The sequence below is a fragment of the Kosakonia sp. H02 genome (genome assembly GCA_030704225.1).
In the GTDB taxonomy this organism is placed as follows: Bacteria; Pseudomonadota; Gammaproteobacteria; order Enterobacterales; family Enterobacteriaceae; genus Kosakonia.
In genome coordinates this window covers 2,416,918-2,437,772 of the sequence record CP131915.1, presented here as the reverse complement: position 1 = coordinate 2,437,772, position 20,855 = coordinate 2,416,918, and the positions used below count along the sequence as shown (strand labels likewise).

The following is a 20,855-nucleotide window of genomic DNA, read 5'->3' as shown; positions in this document are numbered from 1 at the left end:
GAAAAGTTAAAGCAGGGGAAAAGGGCGGTTTCACGCGGGCTGGCACATCCAGGTAGCAAGACGGCGCAGCAGGGCAGCGCAGGCGTCCAGTTGCCCGACCGTGATGAACTCATCGGGTTTATGGCCCTGCGCCATGCTGCCAGGCCCACAGACGACGCTTGGGATACCGGCCTGATGGAACAATCCCCCTTCAGTACCGAATGCGACGGTGCTGAACGCGTCTGAACCGGTGAGATGGGCAATCAGCCGCGCAGCGGCACTTTGTGCCGCGGTGTATAAACCGGGATAACCGCTGATGGGGTAAAAGCGGATCGCGGCGTCACGATGTACGGCCTGCATGTGCGGCAATAGCTCGCGCTGCGCATAACTTTCCAGTTCATCAACCACTTCCTGCGCATCATCCTGCGGCAGGGTGCGCACTTCGAAGTCAAACACACAGTCGGCAGGCACGATATTCAGCGCCCGACCGCCGTGGATCACGCCGGTTTGCACCGTGGTAAAGGGCGGATCAAAACGCGTATCCTGGCGCTCCGGCGCGGCCAGCCGCTGGCCCATCACTGTAAGCTGGTGGATAAGCTTCGCGGCATATTCGATGGCATTGACACCCTGCGGCGCATAGGCCGAATGGCACGCCGCGCCTTGCACTTCACAGCGCACGGCGAGCTTGCCTTTGTGGCCGATGACCGGCTGGAGTTCGGTGGGTTCGCCAATCAGGCAGATATCGGGTTTTTCCGGGCGGCTGGACAGCGCGTCCAGCAAGGTGCGTACGCCAAGGCATCCGACTTCCTCATCATAGGAAATGGCCAGGTGCAGCGGTTGTGTTAGCGGCTGTGCAAGAAAATGCGGCACCGCCGCCAGTACGCAGGCGATAAAGCCTTTCATGTCCGCCGTGCCGCGACCGTACAGTTTGCCGTCTCGCTCTGTCAGCACAAAAGGGGGAACGCTCCAGTTCTGCCCGTCCACCGGCACTACATCGCTGTGACCCGAAAGCATCACGCCGCCGCTACCTGCCGGGCCAAGCCGCGCATAAAGATTGGCTTTGCTGCGCTCGTCGTTGTGGATAATCTCGCAGTTGACGCCGAGCCCGGTTAAGTAGCGCCTGACAAAATCAATCAACGCCAGGTTGGATTCGCGGCTGGTGGTATCAAACGCCACCAGCTGTTCCAGCAGTTTGCGACTGGTCATCATCGGTTTACTCATCGCCCGGCACGCCGTAACCCGGCGCACTGCGAGGATCGATGGCGCGCGTTAAGTAGTCCTGCATTTGCGGTTGATAGGCTTGCCAGAGCTTGTTGAGTTCATCAATCGGATCGGCGTCTGTCCAGTCGACACGCAAATCAACAATCGGCCAGACTGGCGAATCCACAATCGACAGCGCCGCCGAATGCACCGGGCCCGCTTCACCGCCTGCTCCCAGCCCCGCTTGCATTGCGGCAATGAGCCTGTCTGCAAGGTGTCCTGATTGCTGTTCGAAGGCATTTACCATCGCGTTAATAACCTCCGGGGTCGCCAGCAAATTACCCGCCGCCACGCAGTTTTCCCCGCGTACTGCGTTGTTGATACCCAGCGTCTTTTCACCGCTGTAGACGGCGCTTTCTCCATCGGGCGTCAGCACGGTGACCTGGCGATAGATGAAATAGTCGTCCGTTTCCAGCCCGGCTTTTAACGCGGTTTCGGCACTGTCGCCCTGTTGCAGGCTGTCAAGAATGCGCGGCCCCAGCGCCGGTAAGGTGATGTTCTGGGTTGATACTGCACCGACCTGGCTTCGCAGCCAGGGGCAGCGCGCACCCACCGCAATGCTGGAAGAGCTGATAGCAATGCCCATCTGGCCGGTTTGCGCGCAGCGTCCGATAATCGATAACGTCATGATTTTATGCTCCTGCTGGTGGCTGCCAATCGTCGGGGATCACGGCGATAACATCGATTTCCATCAGCCACTGCGGCTGACCAAGCCCGGAAATGACCAGCCCGGTCGAGATCGGAAAGACGCCTTTCAGCCATTTGCCAACGACTTGATAAACCGGCTCGCGATAGCGCGGGTCGATGATATAGGTGGTGGTTTTCACGATGTGGGACAGGTCGCTGCCTGCTTCTTCCAGCAGTTGTTTAACGTTCTTCATTGCCTGCTCTGCTTGCGCCGCCGGATCGCCAAGCCCCACCAGGTTGCCTTCAAAGTCAGTACCAATCTGACCACGAACGTAAACGGTATTGCCTGCACGAACGGCCTGGCAAAGATCGTTATCCAGCGACTGATTCGGGTAGGTTTCTTTCGTATTGAATTTGCGAATGCGGGTATGTGTGCTCATGTCTGCCTGCCGGGAAAATGGATTCCCCGCAAGGTATACCTTCTCAAGCGCAACAAACAAAACAGCATAATCCGAGGCTTTAGTTTAGAAAATGCGAACGCGCGTCCAGATTTTGTAAGCGCAAAAGGGAGGGATGCCAGCAGAAGCGGGCATGTGTCAGGCGAAATTTGGGCAATAAAAAACCCGCAGAGGCGGGTTCATTTTCTTATCAGCGGCGCTTAGCTGCTCAGACTGCTGTCTTCATCGCTGTCGTAAGCGTCCCTGATAATGAGCGCGTCTTACAGCGCTGTGACGTTTGCGGCAGCAGGGCCTTTCGCGCCATTTTCAATGGTGAAGGAGACTTGCTGGCCTTCATCAAGGGTTTTGTAGCTGTCACTCTGGATAGCAGAGAAATGTACGAATACATCTTTGCTGCCGTCGTTCGGGGTGATAAAGCCAAAACCTTTATCAGAGTTAAACCATTTTACTAAACCAGTCATTTTATTAGACATAGATAATTCCTTAATTGATGAGCCACTAAGTGTGGCGATGATGGCCTGTAATTAGAGAGTGACTTATTTGGCACTTAGGAGGAGGCTCATGAAGAAGGGTATCTTTGGATAACTCTTGAACTGAGGACTGCTTTACTAAAACTGCTTTCATAAGGTCTGTGTTCCAAACCAAGGGCGCTATTAAGACACAGAGAAATTCATTTAGCAATGTTTATGTTTTTTATTTTAACCGCTTAAACACCCAGATGGCTGTTAGCTTCAGGGCGGATGTAGGATTGGCAAATGGAATGAGCCGCTTGCGGCGAATAATCGAACGAAGTTCGATGGAGAGTCCGTACTCCAGACACGAAAAACCCCCGCCAAAGGCGAGGGTTAAGAAGAAGTGGTGCCCGGACTCGGACTAACGCCGCCAGGCGTTGAACAGCGCGCTGGTCGCGCTGGCCCCGTAGGGGTGCGCCGCCTGCGGCGAATAATCGAACGAAGTTCGATGGAGAGTCCGTACTCCAGAAACGAAAAACCCCCGCCAAAGGCGAGGGTTAAGAAGAAGTGGTGCCCGGACTCGGACTAACGCCGCCAGGCGTTGAACAGCGCGCTTGTCGCGCTGGCCCCGAAGGGGTGCGCCGCTTGCGGCGAATAATCGAACGAAGTTCGATGGAGCGTCCGTACTCCAGAAACGAAAAACCCCCGCCAACGGCGAGGGTTAAGAATAAGTGGTGCCCGGACTCGGAATCGAACCTAGGACACGGGGATTTTCAATCCCCTGCTCTACCGACTGAGCTATCCGGGCAACGGGCGGCATTAAACCGTAATCGCCTTTAAGCGTCAACCTTATTTCCTTAAATTCTATTCGGTTGCTCAACTTTGCGGCAAAACGCGCAAATCAGCGCCGAAAAGCGACGGTTGCACAAATCTTCCAGACATTTACATTAGGGTGATGAATGCTAACTTCCGGTGGTATACGGAGGCGATATGTCTAAAGACTGGCTGGAGCTGCGACAGCATGTGGATACCGGCATCGAAACAATCCGCGCCCATTTTGAAGGGCACGCGTACGATCCGCACTGGCATGACAGCTATCTGGTGGGCATTACGCTGTCTGGCACCCAGCAGTTTCACTGCCGCCGCGAGCGCCATCGCAGCAGGCCGGGCGATGCATTCTTGCTGGAGCCAGGTGAAATCCACGACGGCGACGCGCCAGTGGAAGGCGGGTTTACCTATCTCACCTTTTATCTCGACGATCGCTGGCTCAACACCACGTTGCGTGGGCTGTACGACTCGGTGCCGTCCAGCTACGCCATGCATTTTTCCCACACCATCGCCCGCCAGCCGCAGTTGATTCACACCATTGCGCAAACTTTCTACGCGCTGCACAGCGATGAGATGCGCATTGTCCAGCAAAGCACGATGGACGCACTGCTCGGCCAGCTTACGCACCACTGCCAGTGGCGCAAACGGATACCGACGCAGATCCAGAGCGCTGCAATTGCCCACCGGGCGCGGGATTATCTTTATGCGCATATCGGCGACAACATCGGCTTGTCGGATCTGGCGCGGGAAACCGGCACCGATCGCTTTACCCTGACGCGCTGTTTTAAACGCGAGTTCGGCTTAAGCCCGCACGCCTGGCTTATCCAGTTGCGTCTTGCCACCGCGCGGGCGCAACTGGCGAAAGGGGAGCAGCCTGCGGATGTCGCCGCCGCCGTGGGGTTTGCCGATCAAAGCCACCTGGGGCGCTGGTTCCAGCGCGCCTATCGCCTGTCGCCAGCCCATTACCGCAGGCTGTGCACAAATCTTCCAGACGACGACGGCAAATAACGCGACAGTCTAAGGCTCGCAACCAAGGAGCCTGATAATGACCCTGCCGTTTTTACTCTTTGCTTTTGTCGCGTCGATTACTCCCGGCCCGACCAATATTCTGATCCTCACCAGCAGCCAGCGCTTTGGCGTGAAAGCCACGCTGCCGGCGGTGGCGGGAGCCTGTATTGCGGCGAGTTTGATTGTCTTTATCTCGGGTGCCGGAGCAGGGCAGGTGTTGCAGGATTATCCGCTGGTGCGGGCAGGGATGAGCTGGGCAGGCGCGCTGTGGTTAAGCTGGATGAGCTGGCAGCTTTTTACCGCGCCCGCCACCGATTTACAGGGTGAGGCGCAGCGCCCGTTTAGTGGACGTGCGGCGGCGATGTTGCAGTTGATTAACCCGAAAACCTGGATGATGGCGCTGGCGGTGGTGAGCCTGTTCGCCCCGCACAGCGGGCATCCGCTGCGCGAGATAGCGTTTATGTCGCTGGCGTTTTTGGCTATCTCGGTGCTGTGTCTGGTTGCCTGGACGCTGCTTGGCAAAGCCGTTAACCGGCTGTTTCGCACACCAGCCTCGCTGGTCTGGTTCCAGCGGGTAATGGCCTTATGTTTGCTCGCATCCGCGTGGGCGGGCTTGTTCGGTGTTTAAGTCAGCGCGCCGCCCTGGCGGCAACGGGCAAAGCGTAAAATATCTTCTGCCAGCCGCTGGGCGGTATCGACATCCGCCTGGCTGCGGTTGACCAGCATCCGACTCAGGCAACCCTCCAGCACCAGTTCCATCTGCTTTGCCACCATCGCCGGATCGTCCACTTCCAGCTCGGTCAGTAACTGGTGCGAAAAGTCATACGCTTCGCGTTTTTGCTGATCCGCCAGTTGATGGATCGGGTGACCGGGATCCGGGAAGAAGGCGCAAGCGGCAATAAACAAACAGCCCGGATAGCGGTTATTGTTGACGCACTCGGTCAGTGCGCCGTAACGCGCCAGCAATTTTTGCTCGTGGTCCAGCGTCTCATCCAGCAATAACTGCCTGCGCCAGATATCCACCTGCTGGCTTAAATAACGCAGCGCGTCGTACAACAGCGCCTCTTTGTCCGGCCAGAAACGGCGGAACTCATCAATGGGATAGTCGATGCGCTCGGCAACCATTTCAAGAGTGGTGTCTGCAATGCCTCTTAATTCAAGCAGTTGTAAGGTTTGGCTTAAAACGTCTTCGCGTTGCACGCTGATATCCTCCATTACCTGAAACGAACTCCCCCACAAAGTGTTGTTTACGGGGAACGATTGCGCAAATGTTCCGCAAAGGCGGCGGCGTCCATAAACCCGGTCACCCGGGCGGCGGGTTGCTCGCGCCCCTGCATGTCGAAAAAGAGAATCGTTGGCAAGCCGAGCACATTAAGATGGCGCAGCAGCGCGGCATCCTGGGCGTCGTTCGCCGTCACATTGGCCTGTAATAACACACTCTCTTTCAGCGCCGCTTGTACATTTGGGTCGCTGAAGGTGTATTTCTCGAACTCTTTGCAGGCCACGCACCAGTCAGCATACAGATCCAACATGACAGGCCGACCATTGGCCTGCGCCAGCGCCTGGTTCAGATCGTCAACGGTTTTCACCGGTGTAAACGCCAGCGGCGCATGGTTTTGCACAGTTGATGTGCCGAAAGCCCAATCCTGCAATGGACGCACGCAAACCAGCGCCGCGCCGAGCAGGGCGATTTGCAGCACGCGCACAAAGGCGCGTTTAGCGCTCAGGCTGGTGATAAACGCCCAGCCGAAAAACGCCACGCCCAAAAGCGACCACAAACGCAGCCCCCAGGCCTCGCCAAGCACGCGCTCCAGCAAAAAGACCGGCAGGGCGAGGATCACAAAACCAAAGGCGATTTTGACCTGCTCCATCCACGGCCCGCTTTTTGGCAGCAGCCGGTTGCCGAACACGGTAACCAGAATCAGCGGCAGCCCCATGCCGAGCGCATAAAGGTAAAGCGTGCCGCCGCCGAGCCACAGATTTCCGCTCTGGGCGATATAAAGCAGGATGGCGCTTAATGGCGCGGTGGTGCAGGGCGAGCAAATCAGCCCGGCAATCGCGCCCATAGCAAACACGCCGCCGACGGAGCCGCCCTGCTGGCGGTTGCTCCACAGCGTTAAACGGGTTTGCAGCGCAGACGGCAATTGCAAATTGAACAGACCGAACATCGACAGCGCCAGCAGGCTAAACAGCACCGATAAACCGATAAGCACATACGGATGTTGCAGCGCGGCCTGGAACGACAGCCCGGCGGCTGCCACAACCAGCCCCAGCGCGGTGTAGGTCAGCGCCATGCCTTGCACGTAGATAAACGCCAGCAGCAGCGCGCGCGGCGTGGGCAGGCGCTGTTTCCCGCCAAGCACAATGCCGGAAATCAGCGGGTACATCGGCAACACGCAAGGCGTAAAGGCGATACCGATGCCAATCAGCAACGCCCAGAGCGCAGAGAAGGGCAGCGGGCGATCGGGCGTGTCGCGGTTTTGTTCACCTCCAGGTGCGGCGGCGACGTCCATCAACGGCACCACTTTCGTTTCCGGCGGGTAGCAGAACCCGGCATCGGCGCAGCCCTGGTAAGTGACGGTCAGCGTCGCGCCTTTTGCCGCCTGCTGGATGTCGAGCGGCAGGTTGAGCTTCTGGCGGTAAATCTCCGTTTTGCCGTAAAACTCATCTTCATGCATCTGCCCTTTGGGCAAATCCAGCGAGCCAATGGTTGCCTGTGCCGGTATGACGCGGATTTGCTGGCGGTAGAGGTAGTAGCCCTCTTTTACCTGCCAGTTGAGCGTCAGGTCGTGTTGATGCTGTTGAAAGTCGAAAATAAACGCCTGATCGGCAGGCACAAAGTCAGAGCGGCCAGGGGCGTCAAACAGCCCGGCGAAAGCGGATGTACTGCACAGCAGCAGGATCAGCGTAAGGATGCGTTGAGCCATGAGAGGTAGTCGTGGTCTCCGTGAGAAACGGGCAATGCCAGTAATTCGGGGGTTTGATACGGGTGGTGCGATTTCAGGCAGGCGAAGAGATCTTCCAGATGCGCGACGTCGGTTTTTAGCAGCAACTGCACTTCGTACTCCTGCTCCAGCTTGCCTTCCCAGTAATAGAGCGATGTAGCGCCAGGCAGGAGGGTGGCGCAGGCAGCGAGTTTGTCCGCCAGCGCTTTGGCCGCCAGATCCTGGGCGGTGGCTTCATCCGGGGCAGTGCAGAGTACAACAACGGCGTCGGGCGTGTTCATTCTCAACCTCGTATCAGCGAAAGCAGGGACTATAGCATGCGAAGGGAGAAGATCGGGCCGCCGGGCAGCCCGATTTTACGACATTTACAACAGGATGCCGCCGAAGAGGAAACCGAGGGCAACGCACAGTGCAATGGCGATCACGCCGGGGATCAGGAACGGGTGGTTAAAGACGAATTTGCCAATACGCGTCGAACCGGTGTCGTCCATCTCGACGGCGGCCAGCAGCGTTGGGTAGGTCGGCAGCACAAACAGGGCGGAAACGGCGGCAAATGACGCTACCGCTGTCAGCGGCGTGACGCCGAGCAGCAGCGCGGCAGGCATCAGCGCTTTGGTGGTCGCGGCTTGCGAATAGAGCAGCGTGGCGGCGAAGAACAGCACCACCGCCAGCAGCCACGGGTAGCTGTGCAGCAAGTCGCCAGCCACCATCTGAATATCTTCAATGTGATGTTTGACGAAGGTATCGCCAAGCCAGGCGACGCCGAGCACGCAGATACAGGCGCTCATGCCGGATTTAAAGGTGCTCGCGTTGAGGATTTCCCCGGTATCGATTTTGCAGGTCAGGCAGATAAGCGTGGCGATGGTCAGCATAAACACCACAATCGCTTCGTTACGCGGCAGCATCGGGTTAGTAATCAAACCGACCGTCGGGCTGATGGCGGTGGCATAGAGCATCACTGCAACAATGCCGATAAGGAACAGCAGCACCGAGCGTTTGGCGTGCGGCTTCAGTTGAAAAACCTGGCTACCGCGCAGTTTCACTTCGCCTTTTGCCAGGCGCTCCTGGTAAACCGGATCGTCTTTCAGTTCGCTGCCGAGGAAGTTACACACCACCGCGGTTAGCATCACGGCGATCAGCGTCACCGGAATGCAGATAGCCAGCAGTGTCAGGTAGCTGACGCCCAGCGGTTCAAGGATCCCGGCGAAGAACACCACGGCGGCAGAGATGGGCGAGGCGGTAATGGCGATTTGCGAGGCCACCACGGCAATGGAGAGCGGGCGCGATGGGCGAATACCTTGCTCTTTTGCCACTTCGGTAATCACCGGCAGCGTGGAAAACGCCGTATGCCCGGTGCCCGCAAGAATGGTCATAAACCAGGTGACCAGCGGCGCGAGAAAGGTGATGTATTTCGGATGGCGGCGCAACATGCGCTCGGCGAGGCTGACGAGGTAATCCATACCGCCCGCCACCTGCATGGCGGCAATGGCGGCGATCACCGCCATAATAATTTCGATAACGTCGAAGGGAATTGCGCCGGGTTTGATTTGGAAAAACAGCGTCAGGACCAGCACACCGAGGCCACCGGCAAAACCGATGCCGATGCCGCCAAGCCTGGCACCCAGGTAGATGGCAATCAGGACGAGGACAAGCTCTGCTGCAAACATAGTTGGCTTCCTTGTTTTAACTAAGTGATATTGAATTGTTATATTTTAGTAACCACCCATAAGAAAAAAGGCACGTCACTCAGGACGTGCCTTCTTACTTTTTAACTGCCGGGAAAATTACTGTTCGCTTTCATCGGTATACCGTTTCGCTTTATACGCCGGGTGCATCAGGTTCTGCGCTGAGAAGATGTCATCCAGTTCAGCTTCTGTCAGCAGGCCGCGCTCCAGCACCACTTCACGCACGCTCTTACCGGTTTCGGCGCAAATCTTACCAACAATATCGCCGTTGTGGTGGCCGATAAACGGGTTGAGGTAGGTGACGATGCCGATAGAGTTGTAGACGTAGCCTTCGCACACGTCTTTGTTGGCGGTAATGCCGTTAATGCATTTTTCCAGCAGGTTATAGCAGGCGTTGGTCAGAATATGAATCGACTCGAACATCGCCTGGCCGATCACCGGCTCCATTACGTTCAACTGCAATTGACCTGCTTCAGAGGCCATGGTGACGGTAGTGTCGTTGCCGATCACTTTAAAGCACACCTGGTTGACCACTTCCGGCACCACCGGGTTGACTTTGGCCGGCATGATGGAGGAGCCCGCTTGCAGTTCCGGCAGGTTGATTTCGTTCAGCCCGGCGCGCGGTCCGGAAGAGAGCAGGCGCAGGTCGTTACAGATCTTGGAGAGTTTTACCGCCAGGCGTTTCAGCGAGCTGTGAACCATCACGTAGGCGCCGCAGTCGGAGGTGGCTTCAATCAGATCTTCTGCCGGAACAACGGGCAGGTTGCTGACTTCCGCCAGTTTCTGCACCGCCAGATGCTGGTAGCCGTCCGGTGTATTCAGGCGCGTACCGATAGCCGTCGCGCCGAGGTTCACTTCCAGCAGCAGTTCTGCGGTACGCAGCAGGTTTTTGGTCTCTTCATTCAGTAGCACATTGAAGGCGTGGAACTCCTGACCGAGGGTCATCGGCACCGCGTCCTGCAACTGCGTGCGGCCCATCTTGAGGATGTCTTTGAACTCCACCGCTTTGCTTTCAAAGCCTTCGCCAAGCTGTTTGATGGCATCGATCAGTTTGACAATCGAGGCGTAGACCGCAATGCGGAACCCGGTCGGGTAGGCATCGTTGGTCGACTGGCATTTGTTAACGTGATCGTTGGGGTTGAGGTACTGGTATTCACCTTTTTGATGGCCCATCAGCTCGAGGCCAATGTTTGCCAGCACTTCGTTGGTGTTCATGTTCACCGAGGTTCCCGCGCCGCCCTGATAGACGTCTACCGGGAACTGATCCATGCATTTGCCATTGTTCAGAACCTCATCACATGCGGCAACAATAGCGTTCGCAATACTTTTAGGAATGGTTTGCAGCTCTTTATTTGCCAGCGCCGCTGCTTTTTTTACCATCACCATGCCACGAACAAATTCAGGTATGTCACTGATTTTGCTGTTGCTGATATAAAAGTTTTCAATCGCTCTCAGAGTATGCACGCCATAGTAGGCATCCGCTGGCACTTCCCTGGTACCTAACAAGTCTTCTTCGATACGAATGTTGTTTAACATGTGAACCTTCTTTTTCAAGCTACGAATGAATACACCAAACACACAGTATTTACGTGGTTATGTGTCTTTTTCGACCGACGATTATTCCCTCAATCGGCCAGATAACTGAAATTATATGCTGGCGAGTGTGAATTGCCGTAATCGGGATCACTTATTATATTCGTCAGACCATCATTATTACTAATATGTGAAATGAGTCACCGCTGCGTAACAAACAAAACTTTACATCATGCGCGAAATTGAATTTTCCGACTTTGCCACCATCTCACCTCTATGCGATTCGCAAACTCATCTTAACAGGGGCCTGATGGCGTCTGTTTGTTCACAGGAGAAGCCAGTGCGCTGGATACCGTTTATTGCTTTTTTCTTATACGTTTACATCGAGATTACGATCTTCATTCAGGTCGCTCATGTCTTTGGCGTGCTGATGACACTGATCCTGGTGCTGTTTACCTCGGTCATTGGTATGTCGCTGGTGCGCAATCAGGGCTTTAAAAACCTGATGGTAATGCAGCAGAAACTGGCGGCGGGTGAAAGCCCGGCGGCTGAGATGATCAAAAGCGTGTCGCTGATTATCTCCGGGTTGTTACTGCTGTTGCCGGGCTTCTTTACCGACTTCCTCGGCCTGTTACTGCTCCTGCCGCCGGTGCAAAAACTTATGACGCTGAAGCTGATGCCGCATTTGCGCTTTTCGCGCGGGCCGGGCGGTGGCTTTAGCGGCGGCGATACTTTTGAAGGGGAGTATCAGCGTAAAGACGATCCCAACAACCGCCTCGATAATAAAGACGATCGTTAAGTTCCCCAGCCCGGTTTCGCCGGGCTTTGTTTTACTTGCGCACAGCGTGAATGGCGTCCGTGCGGCGTTTCGGTAAAAACAGCCACAGTGCCGCCAGCATGATAACCGCGTACAAACTCTTCCAGCCGGGAATAATCAGCAACAGCAAGCACAGGGCGCTGCCGACAATCGCCAGCGCTTTAAACCGCCCCTTCAATAACCGGCAGCCCGCCAGCATACAGAGCAGATAGATCATAATAAAAATGCCGTTGGCATAGATGATCAGCGTGTCGAGATTAATGTCGAAGGCGTAAATGGCGAGGGTGCAGATCATGCAGCAGAGGATCACCGCGTTCAAGGCGTTAACCGGCAACTGGCGTGCGGAGAGCTTTGCCAGCGCGCTGTCGGGCTTATACGCCGCCTGCGACCACACCAGCCGGGCGAAACTCTGGATATAGATATTCAGGCTGGCGAAGCAGGCCAGGTAACCAATAATGCAGGCAATCCATAACGCCTGTTTGCCAAATAGCTCGACTACAATCACCGGCAGCGACGCCGCCGCGCCGAGTTTATGCCAGAGATCGAAATGCAGCACCACCACGGTACAGGCCCAGTAGACCGAACCCGCCAGCAGCAGGCCAATCATCAACGCGCGGGGGAAATCGCGCTCGGGGTTTTTGAACTCTGAGGCCAGATGCGCGAATGCCTCCAGCCCGACGAAACACCAGAACATCACCGCCAGCGATGCGGACATCGCGGACACCGATACCTGCGATAACGGCGGGAACGGAATGTCTGTAAAGGTAATGCCGCCGCGCCACCAGATAGCGACAATTAACGCCACAATCAGCCCGGCGATAATCGATTGCAGATTGGCACTGGAACCCGCGCCGCGCGTGCCGATAAGCCAAATTAACGCCAGCGTGCCCAGCTCAGTCATTAACAGCAGCGGCCCTTGCCAGCCGAACATGCCCTGCCAGAATCCGGCGGCGATGTGTAATGCGGCAGGGAGCCCTACCGGGATAACCGAGAGAAACAGCCAGCCGGTCACTCTTTCCAGCCGCGGGCCAAATGCCATGCCGACGAAATGCGCCACGCCGCCTGCGCTTGGGAAGTGGCGCCCGAGAATGGCAAACACAATCGCCACCGGGAATACCAGCATAATCAGCAATGGCCAGGCCCATAAACTGCTGCTGCCTGCGGCTAACGCGGCCAGCGCCGGTACCGCGAATACGCCGGTGCCGAGTAAGGACGTAGAGAGTAAACCGATGCCCTGCGCCAGCCCCAGCTCTTGTTTTAATCCGCTCATTTTCTCTGTCTGTCTCTTTTCAGGAGCGTCGATATTATCACAATCACTTTTGCTTATGACCGCGCCAGCGCCTGCCAGCAATGGGGGGAGGATCGTCGGTCGCACTTTCGCAAAATTTTTTTTGTTTTGCCCCTTGAAGGGGGAGCGCGCTAACCCCATCTCTCTGGTCACCAGCCGGAGAACCGTTTGGATCCGGCCTCACCATAACTGATAAAGACTTTCTCAAAGGAGAGCTATCAATGAGTATTCGTCCGTTACATGATCGTGTGATCGTCAAACGTAAAGAAGTTGAGTCTAAATCTGCTGGCGGCATCGTTCTGACCGGTTCTGCGGCAGGCAAATCAACTCGTGGCGAAATCATCGCTGTCGGTAAGGGCCGCATCCTGGAAAACGGTACTGTGCAACCGCTGGACGTAAAAGTGGGCGATATCGTGATTTTCAACGATGGTTACGGTGTGAAGGCTGAGAAAATCGACAACGAAGAAGTGCTGATTATGTCCGAAAGCGACATTCTGGCAATTGTTGAAGCGTAACAACGCGCGCGAACCTGAACGAATTTAAGGAATAAAGAAAATGGCAGCTAAAGACGTAAAATTCGGTAACGACGCTCGTGTAAAAATGCTGCGCGGCGTGAATGTTCTGGCAGATGCAGTGAAAGTTACCCTCGGTCCGAAAGGCCGTAACGTGGTTCTGGATAAATCTTTCGGTGCACCGACCATCACCAAAGATGGTGTTTCTGTAGCACGTGAAATCGAACTGGAAGACAAGTTCGAGAACATGGGCGCGCAGATGGTGAAAGAAGTGGCTTCCAAAGCGAACGACGCTGCGGGCGACGGTACCACCACTGCAACCGTTCTGGCACAGTCCATCATTACTGAAGGCCTGAAAGCCGTTGCGGCGGGCATGAACCCGATGGATCTGAAACGTGGTATCGACAAAGCTGTCGCTGCTGCGGTTGAAGAACTGAAAACCCTGTCTGTACCGTGCTCTGACTCTAAAGCTATTGCTCAGGTGGGTACTATCTCCGCTAACTCCGACGAAACTGTAGGTAAACTGATCGCCGAAGCGATGGATAAAGTCGGTAAAGAAGGCGTGATCACCGTTGAAGACGGCACCGGTCTGCAAGACGAACTGGACGTGGTTGAAGGTATGCAGTTTGACCGCGGTTACCTGTCCCCGTACTTCATCAACAAGCCGGAAACTGGCGCAGTAGAACTGGAAAGCCCGTTCATCCTGCTGGCTGATAAAAAAATCTCCAACATTCGCGAAATGCTGCCGGTTCTGGAAGCCGTTGCGAAAGCAGGCAAACCGCTGCTGATCATCGCTGAAGATGTGGAAGGCGAAGCGCTGGCGACCCTGGTGGTTAACACCATGCGCGGTATCGTGAAAGTGGCTGCGGTGAAAGCACCGGGCTTCGGCGACCGTCGTAAAGCGATGCTGCAAGATATTGCAACCCTGACCGGTGGTACCGTGATTTCTGAAGAAATCGGTATGGAACTGGAAAAAGCCACCCTGGAAGACCTGGGTCAGGCTAAACGCGTTGTGATCAACAAAGACACCACTACCATCATCGATGGCGTTGGTGAAGAAGCGGCAATCCAGGGTCGTGTGACTCAGATTCGCCAGCAGATCGAAGAAGCGACTTCCGATTACGACCGTGAAAAACTGCAAGAGCGCGTAGCGAAACTGGCTGGCGGCGTTGCGGTTATCAAAGTCGGTGCTGCGACCGAAGTTGAAATGAAAGAGAAAAAAGCCCGCGTTGAAGATGCGCTGCACGCGACCCGTGCTGCCGTTGAAGAAGGCGTGGTTGCCGGTGGTGGCGTGGCGCTGATTCGCGTAGCCAGCAAACTTGCTGACCTGAAAGGCCAGAACGAAGACCAGAACGTGGGTATCAAAGTTGCGCTGCGCGCAATGGAATCTCCGCTGCGTCAGATCGTACTGAACTGCGGCGAAGAGCCGTCTGTTGTGGCTAACACCGTGAAAGCGGGCGACGGTAACTACGGTTACAACGCGGCCACTGAAGAGTACGGCAACATGATCGACATGGGTATCCTGGATCCGACTAAAGTAACCCGTTCTGCTTTGCAGTACGCGGCATCTGTAGCCGGTCTGATGATCACCACCGAGTGCATGGTAACCGACCTGCCGAAAGGCGACGCGCCTGATTTAGGTGCTGCCGGCGGTATGGGTGGCATGGGCGGTATGGGCGGCATGATGTAATGTGCTGCGGGCTCGCGCCGGTTTAATCGGGCGCGAGTTCAACGAAGAAGAGCGGGCTTAGCCCGCTCTTTTTTTTGCCCGTCATCCGCCCTCAGCCAGTAGCCGGGGGCGGTTGTCGCTATCAGGCGCGATGGCATGGTATTGCTCGGCTTTTTCAGCAGAATGCCAGCTCAGGGAGATCGGAGCGCCAGGGGACCGGTTCTGCCATACGCCAATCAGTAAGGCAATGAACAGAAGGAAGAGTAAGCATAGCGCCAGTGACTTATAGCGATTGCTCCCGGCGGGCGGTTCAGTGGCCGCCGGCTCATTGTGCTTTGCTGTCACCTTTGAAACGGTGATATCTGTGCTAAACAAAAAACCGATTTTGGGAATTGTTTTAATCATATGCGAGCCTAAGCCGAAGTCCGCTAGCGTCCGGCGTAACAGGGAGATGTACTGGTTCAGCGTATTATTGGATGAGTGCAATCCATATCTTTCCCATACGGCTTCAAAAATCGCATCGCGGGAGACAACCTCCCCACGGTTTTCAATAAAAAAAGCCAGCAACCTGCTGCTGGCAAGCGTTAAATATCTTTTTTCGTTTTCAGCTCCGATCCTCCATACGGCTCCATCGGCAGGTCTGAAATAGATTTCCTTATCTATAATAAAATACATATAAATATCCTTTAGGATGATATTCATCACAAAATAATTAACAGAGACGCGTTAGATACTTCATTAATAGTGAAGGAAAAACAATGCCTTTTATTTCTGTTAGCAAAATCCTCATGGTACAGGCTTATTAAAGCTGCACAACAAAAAACGCAATCATATTGTCGATGTCCTGTTTATTGTCAATAAATCAGACCGACTTTTTTCATTTTCAGGATCGCCCTTCCGGCATTTAATGACATATTTCTTTTTTGCAGGCTGAAGTTTTGTTATTTATTTTTTTATAAAGCATGGGTATTTCTCTATATAAAATTTACAGCGCAACAATAAATGTTGTTTGTTTGATTCTTCCCGATATAAATGGCTGGCACGAGTTGCAATCTTTTATTATTACCCTTTATTAAGCTCGCTCAGGCTGGCAGTTGCATTATCGCGCTGCTGTCTGCGCGGTTTAAAACGTACCCGTCGTGGTAATGTTTTAATTTTAAAGGAAAAGCTAATATGAAAGGTTTCAATGCCATTATATTAAGTGCCGCGTGCACTTTTTTACTTTCGGCTTGTGCTGGTAATAGCGCCAATAAAAACAGACCCTCCTCTGCGGTGTCGGACAACACTGCGAAAGGGTCACAAACGGCGATAGCAGAACGCAAATCACCTTTTTTCGATGGAATCGTTATTGCTTCCACGAATAACCCTTGTATCGACCAATTTAACTTCATTCGTGGCACTAATACCGATACCTATAAAAATTATTCTGCCGATTACACCAAAATTGGTGATGGTTACCGCTTTCTGAATATCAATAAAAACATTATGGGAAAGGAGGCGAAGGAAATATACACCATGCAGCTTGATTTAAAACTGGATACGTTATGTGCAAAAGCCCACTACACCAGTTATCAAATCGTTAAAGAAAAGATGCGCAACCTTTCCAATATTTAACGAATCAGACCCTTTTTTAATGCCGTTTTTAGAAACGGCTTTTTTATTCTTTTTTTGATGACATAATAATGAAGACAATACAACTGCCCGGCTGGATGCGGCGTACAGCCTGGGGAATAATACTTCTCCAGTTATTCAGCCCATTATTATTAAGCGTAACGCCCATGGCGCGGGCAACGGAATATGAAGATTACCGGAACATGAATGAGACCATGTCCGGTTTGCAGGCATTGGTTAATGAGCCGCGAATGTTGACGCACCCGTCTCCGCCACCCGATATCCCGCCCCCACAGCCACTGGCGCAATCATTGCCTGACTTAGGCAGTGAAAACGACGCTGTGCAAAATGATGTGAATAGCGCGACACCGGAGCAATCGCTGGCACCGAAACTCGCCCAGGCCGGACAGGTCTTGATGTCGAAAGATATGACTAACTCGTCATTAAATCTTGCGCGCAGCCTGGGAGAAGGGATTGTCAACCAGCAAATCAACGACTGGATGGACAACAAAGGCAGCGTAAATGCCTCGCTGGGTAGCGATGGCGCTGTCACCGGCGATCTGCTGGTGCCGCTACTGGATAACGAGAACCAACTGCTGTTTGGCCAACTGGGTCTGCGCAAGAATGACGAACGCAATATTGCCAATATCGGGCTTGGCTATCGCCAGCAGATCGGTCGCGGGATGTACGGCGTCAACACCTTTTATGACTATGACTACACCGGGAAGAATGCCCGTTTAGGTGTGGGTGGCGAAGCCTGGGCGGATTACCTGAAGATGTCAGTCAATGCCTATTATGGGCTTACCGACTGGCACCCCTCTTCCCTGGACAAGATGAAAGATTATGACGAACGTCCGGCTAACGGGTTTGATGTTCGTCTTGATGGCTGGCTGCCCTCGCACCCGCAGTGGGGCGGCACACTGAAATATGAGCGCTATTTTGGCAAAGATATTGCGCTGGCAAGCAGTGGCGATCTTAAAAACGATCCTTATGCATTAACTCTGGGGCTGAATTACTCGCCGTTTCCGCTGTTAACCCTCTCCGGTGAGCGTTCGTTTGGCGACAGCCACGATACGCGTTTCGATCTGGCTCTGAATTACCGGCTCGGCGTGCCGCTTTGGCGGCAACTTGATGCTGATAACGTCGATATACAACGCAGCCTTATCGGGAGCAAATATGCGCTGGTCGATCGTAATTACAACATTGTAATGCAGTATCGCAAGCAGCTGCTGGTGGCGCTTTCCGTGCCTCAGCACTTTACTGTCGAGGCAGGATCGACGTTGCGCATTCCCGTTACGGTGACCAAAGCGAAGTATGGGCTGAAGCGCATTGAATGGCGCGCGTCAGCCAATTTCACGGCGAACGGTGGGCGCTGGCATCAACCGTCAATGACGGCGTTAGATGTGCAGGTCCCGGCGTATGTGACCAGCCGCAGCAGGGCAGTCAGCGCCCCGCAGGATTATGTCTTAACGGCGATCGGCGAAGATGAGAATGGCAACCGCGGCGATCCCGTGACGACGATTATTCACGTGACACGCTCGAGCATCGTGGTTGAACAACTCGACGTGACGCCGAATACGGCGCAATTAGCCAATAACCAGGATGCTTTCACGATAGCAGCGAAAGTGGTCAATCGTGATGGGCAGCCGGTTAGCGGGCAGCGTTTAACCTTTCGCGTGTCACAACTCACCGACAGCAACAATGTGTCGGCGGCAACGCTATTTACCGCTAGCGCTTCGGATAAAGGCACTCTGGATGTGGATACCAATAATCAGGGGATTGCCACGGTGAAGCTGAAAAGCCGCGTCGTGGGCAACGGCGTGATTACCGCGGCCTTACGTAACGGTAATGACAGCAGCGCCCGGGTAGCATTTATTGCCGATGTCTCTTCTGCCAGGCTCGCCGATCTTGCTGTTATTACCAATAATGCCGTGGCAGATGGTGTGAAAACCAACGAATTACGCGCCACGGTGAAGGATCGCTATGGCAACCCGCTGGCCAATTATGCTGTCAGCTTTACGGCGGATAATGGCGCCACGCTAGTCGGTGGAAACATTGCACTCACCGACGCTCAGGGGCACGCTCTGCTGTCGCTTACCCATACGCGCGCGGTCACTTCCACCATTACGGCGAATGTGAATGGTGTCACTCTCAGCAAACCGGTGGCGTTTGTTGTTGACCGTTCAACCGCCCATTTTGTGCACAGCAGCGTGACGCAGAATGCGCTCGCCAATGGTATTGACGGCAACGTGATGCAGGTAAAAGTGGCGGATGCGCTCGGTAACCCTTTACCGGGAATGGCGATACAGTTTGTTCCGGGAATCCCTGTCAACGTTACGCTCGCGCAGGCTCTGACGGATGCACAAGGGGAAGCAAAGACGACGTTAACCAGTCGTAGAGCGGGCAGTTTTAACGCGACGGCAAAACTGGTGGGTACGCGCCATACGGCACAGGTAAGAGCAACGTTCATGCCTGATGGAAACACGGCCCAGCTCCCTGATGAAAACCTGGTTATCTCGCCCGATGGCGCTCTTGCCAATGGCATTGCAACAAATGGGGTGACGGCAACCGTCGTTGATGCTAATGACAACCCCATTTCCGGCGTAGCGGTCAGCTTTAGCGCCAGCAACGGCGCGACGCTTGCGGCAACGTCCGGGGTCACCGGGGCAGACGGTCAAGTCCGAACCACGGTCGTGAGTAACAAAGCCGGAGTTTATACGGTGAACGCGACGGTAAACGGTAGAGTCATCAGTAAGTCGACCGTCTTTGTTGCCGATGCTGCGACCGCGCAGATAACCGACGCGAATTTGGTGGTTGATACCAATGACGCGGTGGCTAATGGTACGGCGGTCAATGGCATCACCGCGATTGTCACGGATGCGAAAGGCAATCGGCTTAGCGGCGTCAGGGTTGAATTTATCGTTAGTGCGGGTGCGGTACTGTCCAGCGCGCAGGGCCTCAGCGATCAAGATGGTAAAGTGACAACCCGCGTCACCAGCTTGCGCGCGGGTCGCTATACCGTGACCGCAAAAGTGGCAGCGACCACGCCCAGCAAGGAGGTCAATTTCATTGCTGATACGGCAACAGCGACGATCACCAGCGTCCTGTTAGACGGCGGGGTAATCGATAAAAATGCCAACGCTAGCGATAACTTTATCTATAAGGCAACGGTAAAAGATGCAAACAATAATCCGGTTAGCGGTTTACCGGTTCATTGGGTGCAGGACAAAGGTGCGACGGTAAACTTTACCAGCCAGAGCGTCACGGATAGCGCCGGCGTTGCCGCGGTGGTGCTGCAAAGTACGTATCAGGAAGCCCTCGCTGTTCAGGTCGCCGCTTCACTGAGTAACGCCAACTACATTAATGCCGACAAGAAGGTGAATTTTAATGCGCAGTTGGTGACAGTCCGCGGCGTGGTAAAAGATGCGGTCTCGGGTGGCCTTCTTTCCGGTGGGGAGGTGAGGTTTTTTAAAGCGCTGGGCGATGCGCAACCCGCCTACCTGGCAAGGTCAGATAGCTACGGCAACTACAGCATCAATATCAAGCAAGGGACATATCATATGCATGCAAGCTACGGGAGAGGGTATATCGCCGTAGAAACCCCGCTGGATGCAAGTGTGCTGGGTATCACTGACTACACCAAAAGTTTTGCCCTGTCGCCGGTGCTAAACGGGAAAGCGGCGCGCATAGTGCTGACCTGGGATGCCTTGCCAAGGGATCTGGATTCACACCTGTTCGTGCCTGTGGGAAGTGGAACCAAACATGTGCAATATTCTGACCGGAAGCCAGCAGGGGCGGATGCAGAACTGGATATTGATAATACGAAGGGTTATGGACCTGAAACCATAACCATCAATACCATGCATCCTGGAAGCTACTGTTATACGGTTCAGCGGTACTCATTAGAGTCGACAATGGCCAGTGCAAAAGTAAATCTCTATTTATCGGATGGCAGAACGTTCTCCTGGGCCGTGGAAAATGCAACCGGATCGCTGTCTTACCGTAACTGGTACGTCTTTAAAATTAATGTCGACCAGAATCTGAAGGTTGACGTACAGCCCGTCAGCACGCTAACCAACAATTCGAATCTGAATGGTTGTTAAGCCAGCCAAACGCCTCGCCGACAACGGCGGGGCTTTTTTTCTGTGATTTTCCCCGATTTGTGCGGCCTGCGATGGCGGCG

General features: G+C 54.5%; 18 protein-coding genes and 1 tRNA gene. 7 read left to right on the top strand and 12 right to left on the bottom strand.

All coding sequences use genetic code 11. The features are described 5' to 3' along the window. Positions 1 to 30: 30 nt before the first annotated feature. The 5 genes from argE to Q5705_11550 all read right to left on the bottom strand — a co-directional run bounded on the left by argE (position 31) and on the right by Q5705_11550 (position 3,584). Entirely contained in the window at positions 31 to 1,188 is a 1,158-nt protein-coding gene (gene argE / locus Q5705_11570; protein ID WLI79018.1) for an acetylornithine deacetylase, read from the bottom strand. 4 nt (positions 1,189 to 1,192) lie between these two features. Then, positions 1,193 to 1,867, bottom strand: coding sequence for a DUF1028 domain-containing protein (locus Q5705_11565; protein ID WLI75239.1), 675 nt, complete (start codon positions 1,865 to 1,867; stop codon positions 1,193 to 1,195). A 4-nt stretch (positions 1,868 to 1,871) separates the two neighbouring features. Continuing rightward, entirely contained in the window at positions 1,872 to 2,306 is a 435-nt protein-coding gene (locus tag Q5705_11560) for a RidA family protein (protein ID WLI75238.1), read from the bottom strand. Between the two features lie 278 nt (positions 2,307 to 2,584). Next, positions 2,585 to 2,797, bottom strand: coding sequence for an RNA chaperone/antiterminator CspA (gene cspA, locus Q5705_11555; GenBank protein WLI75237.1), 213 nt, complete (start codon positions 2,795 to 2,797; stop codon positions 2,585 to 2,587). 711 nt (positions 2,798 to 3,508) lie between these two features. Further along, positions 3,509 to 3,584: transfer RNA gene (locus tag Q5705_11550), tRNA-Phe, on the bottom strand. A gap of 182 nt (positions 3,585 to 3,766) precedes the next feature. Here Q5705_11550 and Q5705_11545 point away from each other — a divergent pair. After that, positions 3,767 to 4,612: an AraC family transcriptional regulator gene (locus tag Q5705_11545; protein WLI75236.1), complete on the top strand. Its 846-nt coding sequence runs from the start codon at positions 3,767 to 3,769 to the stop codon at positions 4,610 to 4,612. 37 nt (positions 4,613 to 4,649) lie between these two features. Beyond that, the gene (locus Q5705_11540; protein ID WLI75235.1) at positions 4,650 to 5,240 is read left to right on the top strand and encodes a LysE family translocator; all 591 of its coding nucleotides are present in this window, start codon (positions 4,650 to 4,652) and stop codon (positions 5,238 to 5,240) included. Here the strand turns inward: Q5705_11540 and Q5705_11535 are convergent. The 5 genes from Q5705_11535 to aspA form a co-directional block, all read right to left on the bottom strand. Continuing rightward, positions 5,237 to 5,812, bottom strand: coding sequence for a transcriptional regulator (locus Q5705_11535; protein WLI75234.1), 576 nt, complete (start codon positions 5,810 to 5,812; stop codon positions 5,237 to 5,239). The two genes, Q5705_11540 and Q5705_11535, sit on opposite strands and share 4 nt — an antisense overlap. Positions 5,813 to 5,859: 47 nt before the next feature. Beyond that, the gene (locus Q5705_11530) at positions 5,860 to 7,539 is read right to left on the bottom strand and encodes a protein-disulfide reductase DsbD (GenBank protein ID WLI75233.1); all 1,680 of its coding nucleotides are present in this window, start codon (positions 7,537 to 7,539) and stop codon (positions 5,860 to 5,862) included. After that, on the bottom strand, positions 7,515 to 7,838 hold the full coding sequence (gene cutA / locus Q5705_11525) for a divalent cation tolerance protein CutA (GenBank protein WLI75232.1): 324 nt from the start codon (positions 7,836 to 7,838) through the stop codon (positions 7,515 to 7,517). The genes Q5705_11530 and cutA overlap by 25 nt, the downstream gene beginning before the upstream one ends. 84 nt (positions 7,839 to 7,922) lie before the next feature. After that, positions 7,923 to 9,224 (bottom strand): anaerobic C4-dicarboxylate transporter, encoded by a 1,302-nt coding sequence (locus tag Q5705_11520; protein WLI75231.1) that lies wholly within the window; start codon positions 9,222 to 9,224, stop codon positions 7,923 to 7,925. 117 nt (positions 9,225 to 9,341) lie between these two features. Beyond that, positions 9,342 to 10,778, bottom strand: a complete 1,437-nt coding sequence (gene aspA, locus Q5705_11515) for an aspartate ammonia-lyase (protein WLI75230.1) — start codon at positions 10,776 to 10,778, stop codon at positions 9,342 to 9,344. Positions 10,779 to 11,115: 337 nt separating this feature from the next. Between aspA and Q5705_11510 the strand changes: the two genes are divergently transcribed. Beyond that, positions 11,116 to 11,574 carry an FxsA family protein gene (locus Q5705_11510; GenBank protein WLI75229.1) on the top strand — a complete coding sequence of 153 codons (459 nt, stop codon included), beginning with the start codon at positions 11,116 to 11,118 and terminating at the stop codon, positions 11,572 to 11,574. 31 nt (positions 11,575 to 11,605) lie between these two features. Here Q5705_11510 and yjeH read toward each other — a convergent pair whose 3' ends face one another. Continuing rightward, positions 11,606 to 12,862, bottom strand: a complete 1,257-nt coding sequence (yjeH, locus tag Q5705_11505) for an L-methionine/branched-chain amino acid transporter (protein ID WLI75228.1) — start codon at positions 12,860 to 12,862, stop codon at positions 11,606 to 11,608. A 239-nt stretch (positions 12,863 to 13,101) separates the two neighbouring features. On the opposite strand from yjeH, the gene Q5705_11500 reads away from it, so the two are divergent. Together Q5705_11500 and groL are read left to right on the top strand one after the other, a co-directional pair. After that, positions 13,102 to 13,395, top strand: coding sequence for a co-chaperone GroES (locus tag Q5705_11500; GenBank protein ID WLI75227.1), 294 nt, complete (start codon positions 13,102 to 13,104; stop codon positions 13,393 to 13,395). A gap of 40 nt (positions 13,396 to 13,435) precedes the next feature. Then, positions 13,436 to 15,082, top strand: a complete 1,647-nt coding sequence (gene groL / locus Q5705_11495) for a chaperonin GroEL (protein ID WLI75226.1) — start codon at positions 13,436 to 13,438, stop codon at positions 15,080 to 15,082. A gap of 81 nt (positions 15,083 to 15,163) precedes the next feature. Here the strand turns inward: groL and Q5705_11490 are convergent, their stop codons facing one another. Continuing rightward, positions 15,164 to 15,736 carry a winged helix-turn-helix domain-containing protein gene (locus tag Q5705_11490; protein ID WLI75225.1) on the bottom strand — a complete coding sequence of 191 codons (573 nt, stop codon included), beginning with the start codon at positions 15,734 to 15,736 and terminating at the stop codon, positions 15,164 to 15,166. A 498-nt stretch (positions 15,737 to 16,234) separates the two neighbouring features. Here Q5705_11490 and Q5705_11485 point away from each other — a divergent pair, with 498 nt between their 5' ends. Further along, a complete protein-coding gene (locus Q5705_11485) occupies positions 16,235 to 16,675 on the top strand; it encodes a hypothetical protein (GenBank protein WLI75224.1) in 441 nt (146 codons plus the stop codon). A gap of 68 nt (positions 16,676 to 16,743) precedes the next feature. Further along, complete coding sequence (locus tag Q5705_11480; protein ID WLI75223.1) at positions 16,744 to 20,775, top strand: Ig-like domain-containing protein; 4,032 nt, start codon at positions 16,744 to 16,746, stop codon at positions 20,773 to 20,775. Positions 20,776 to 20,855: the final 80 nt, after the last annotated feature.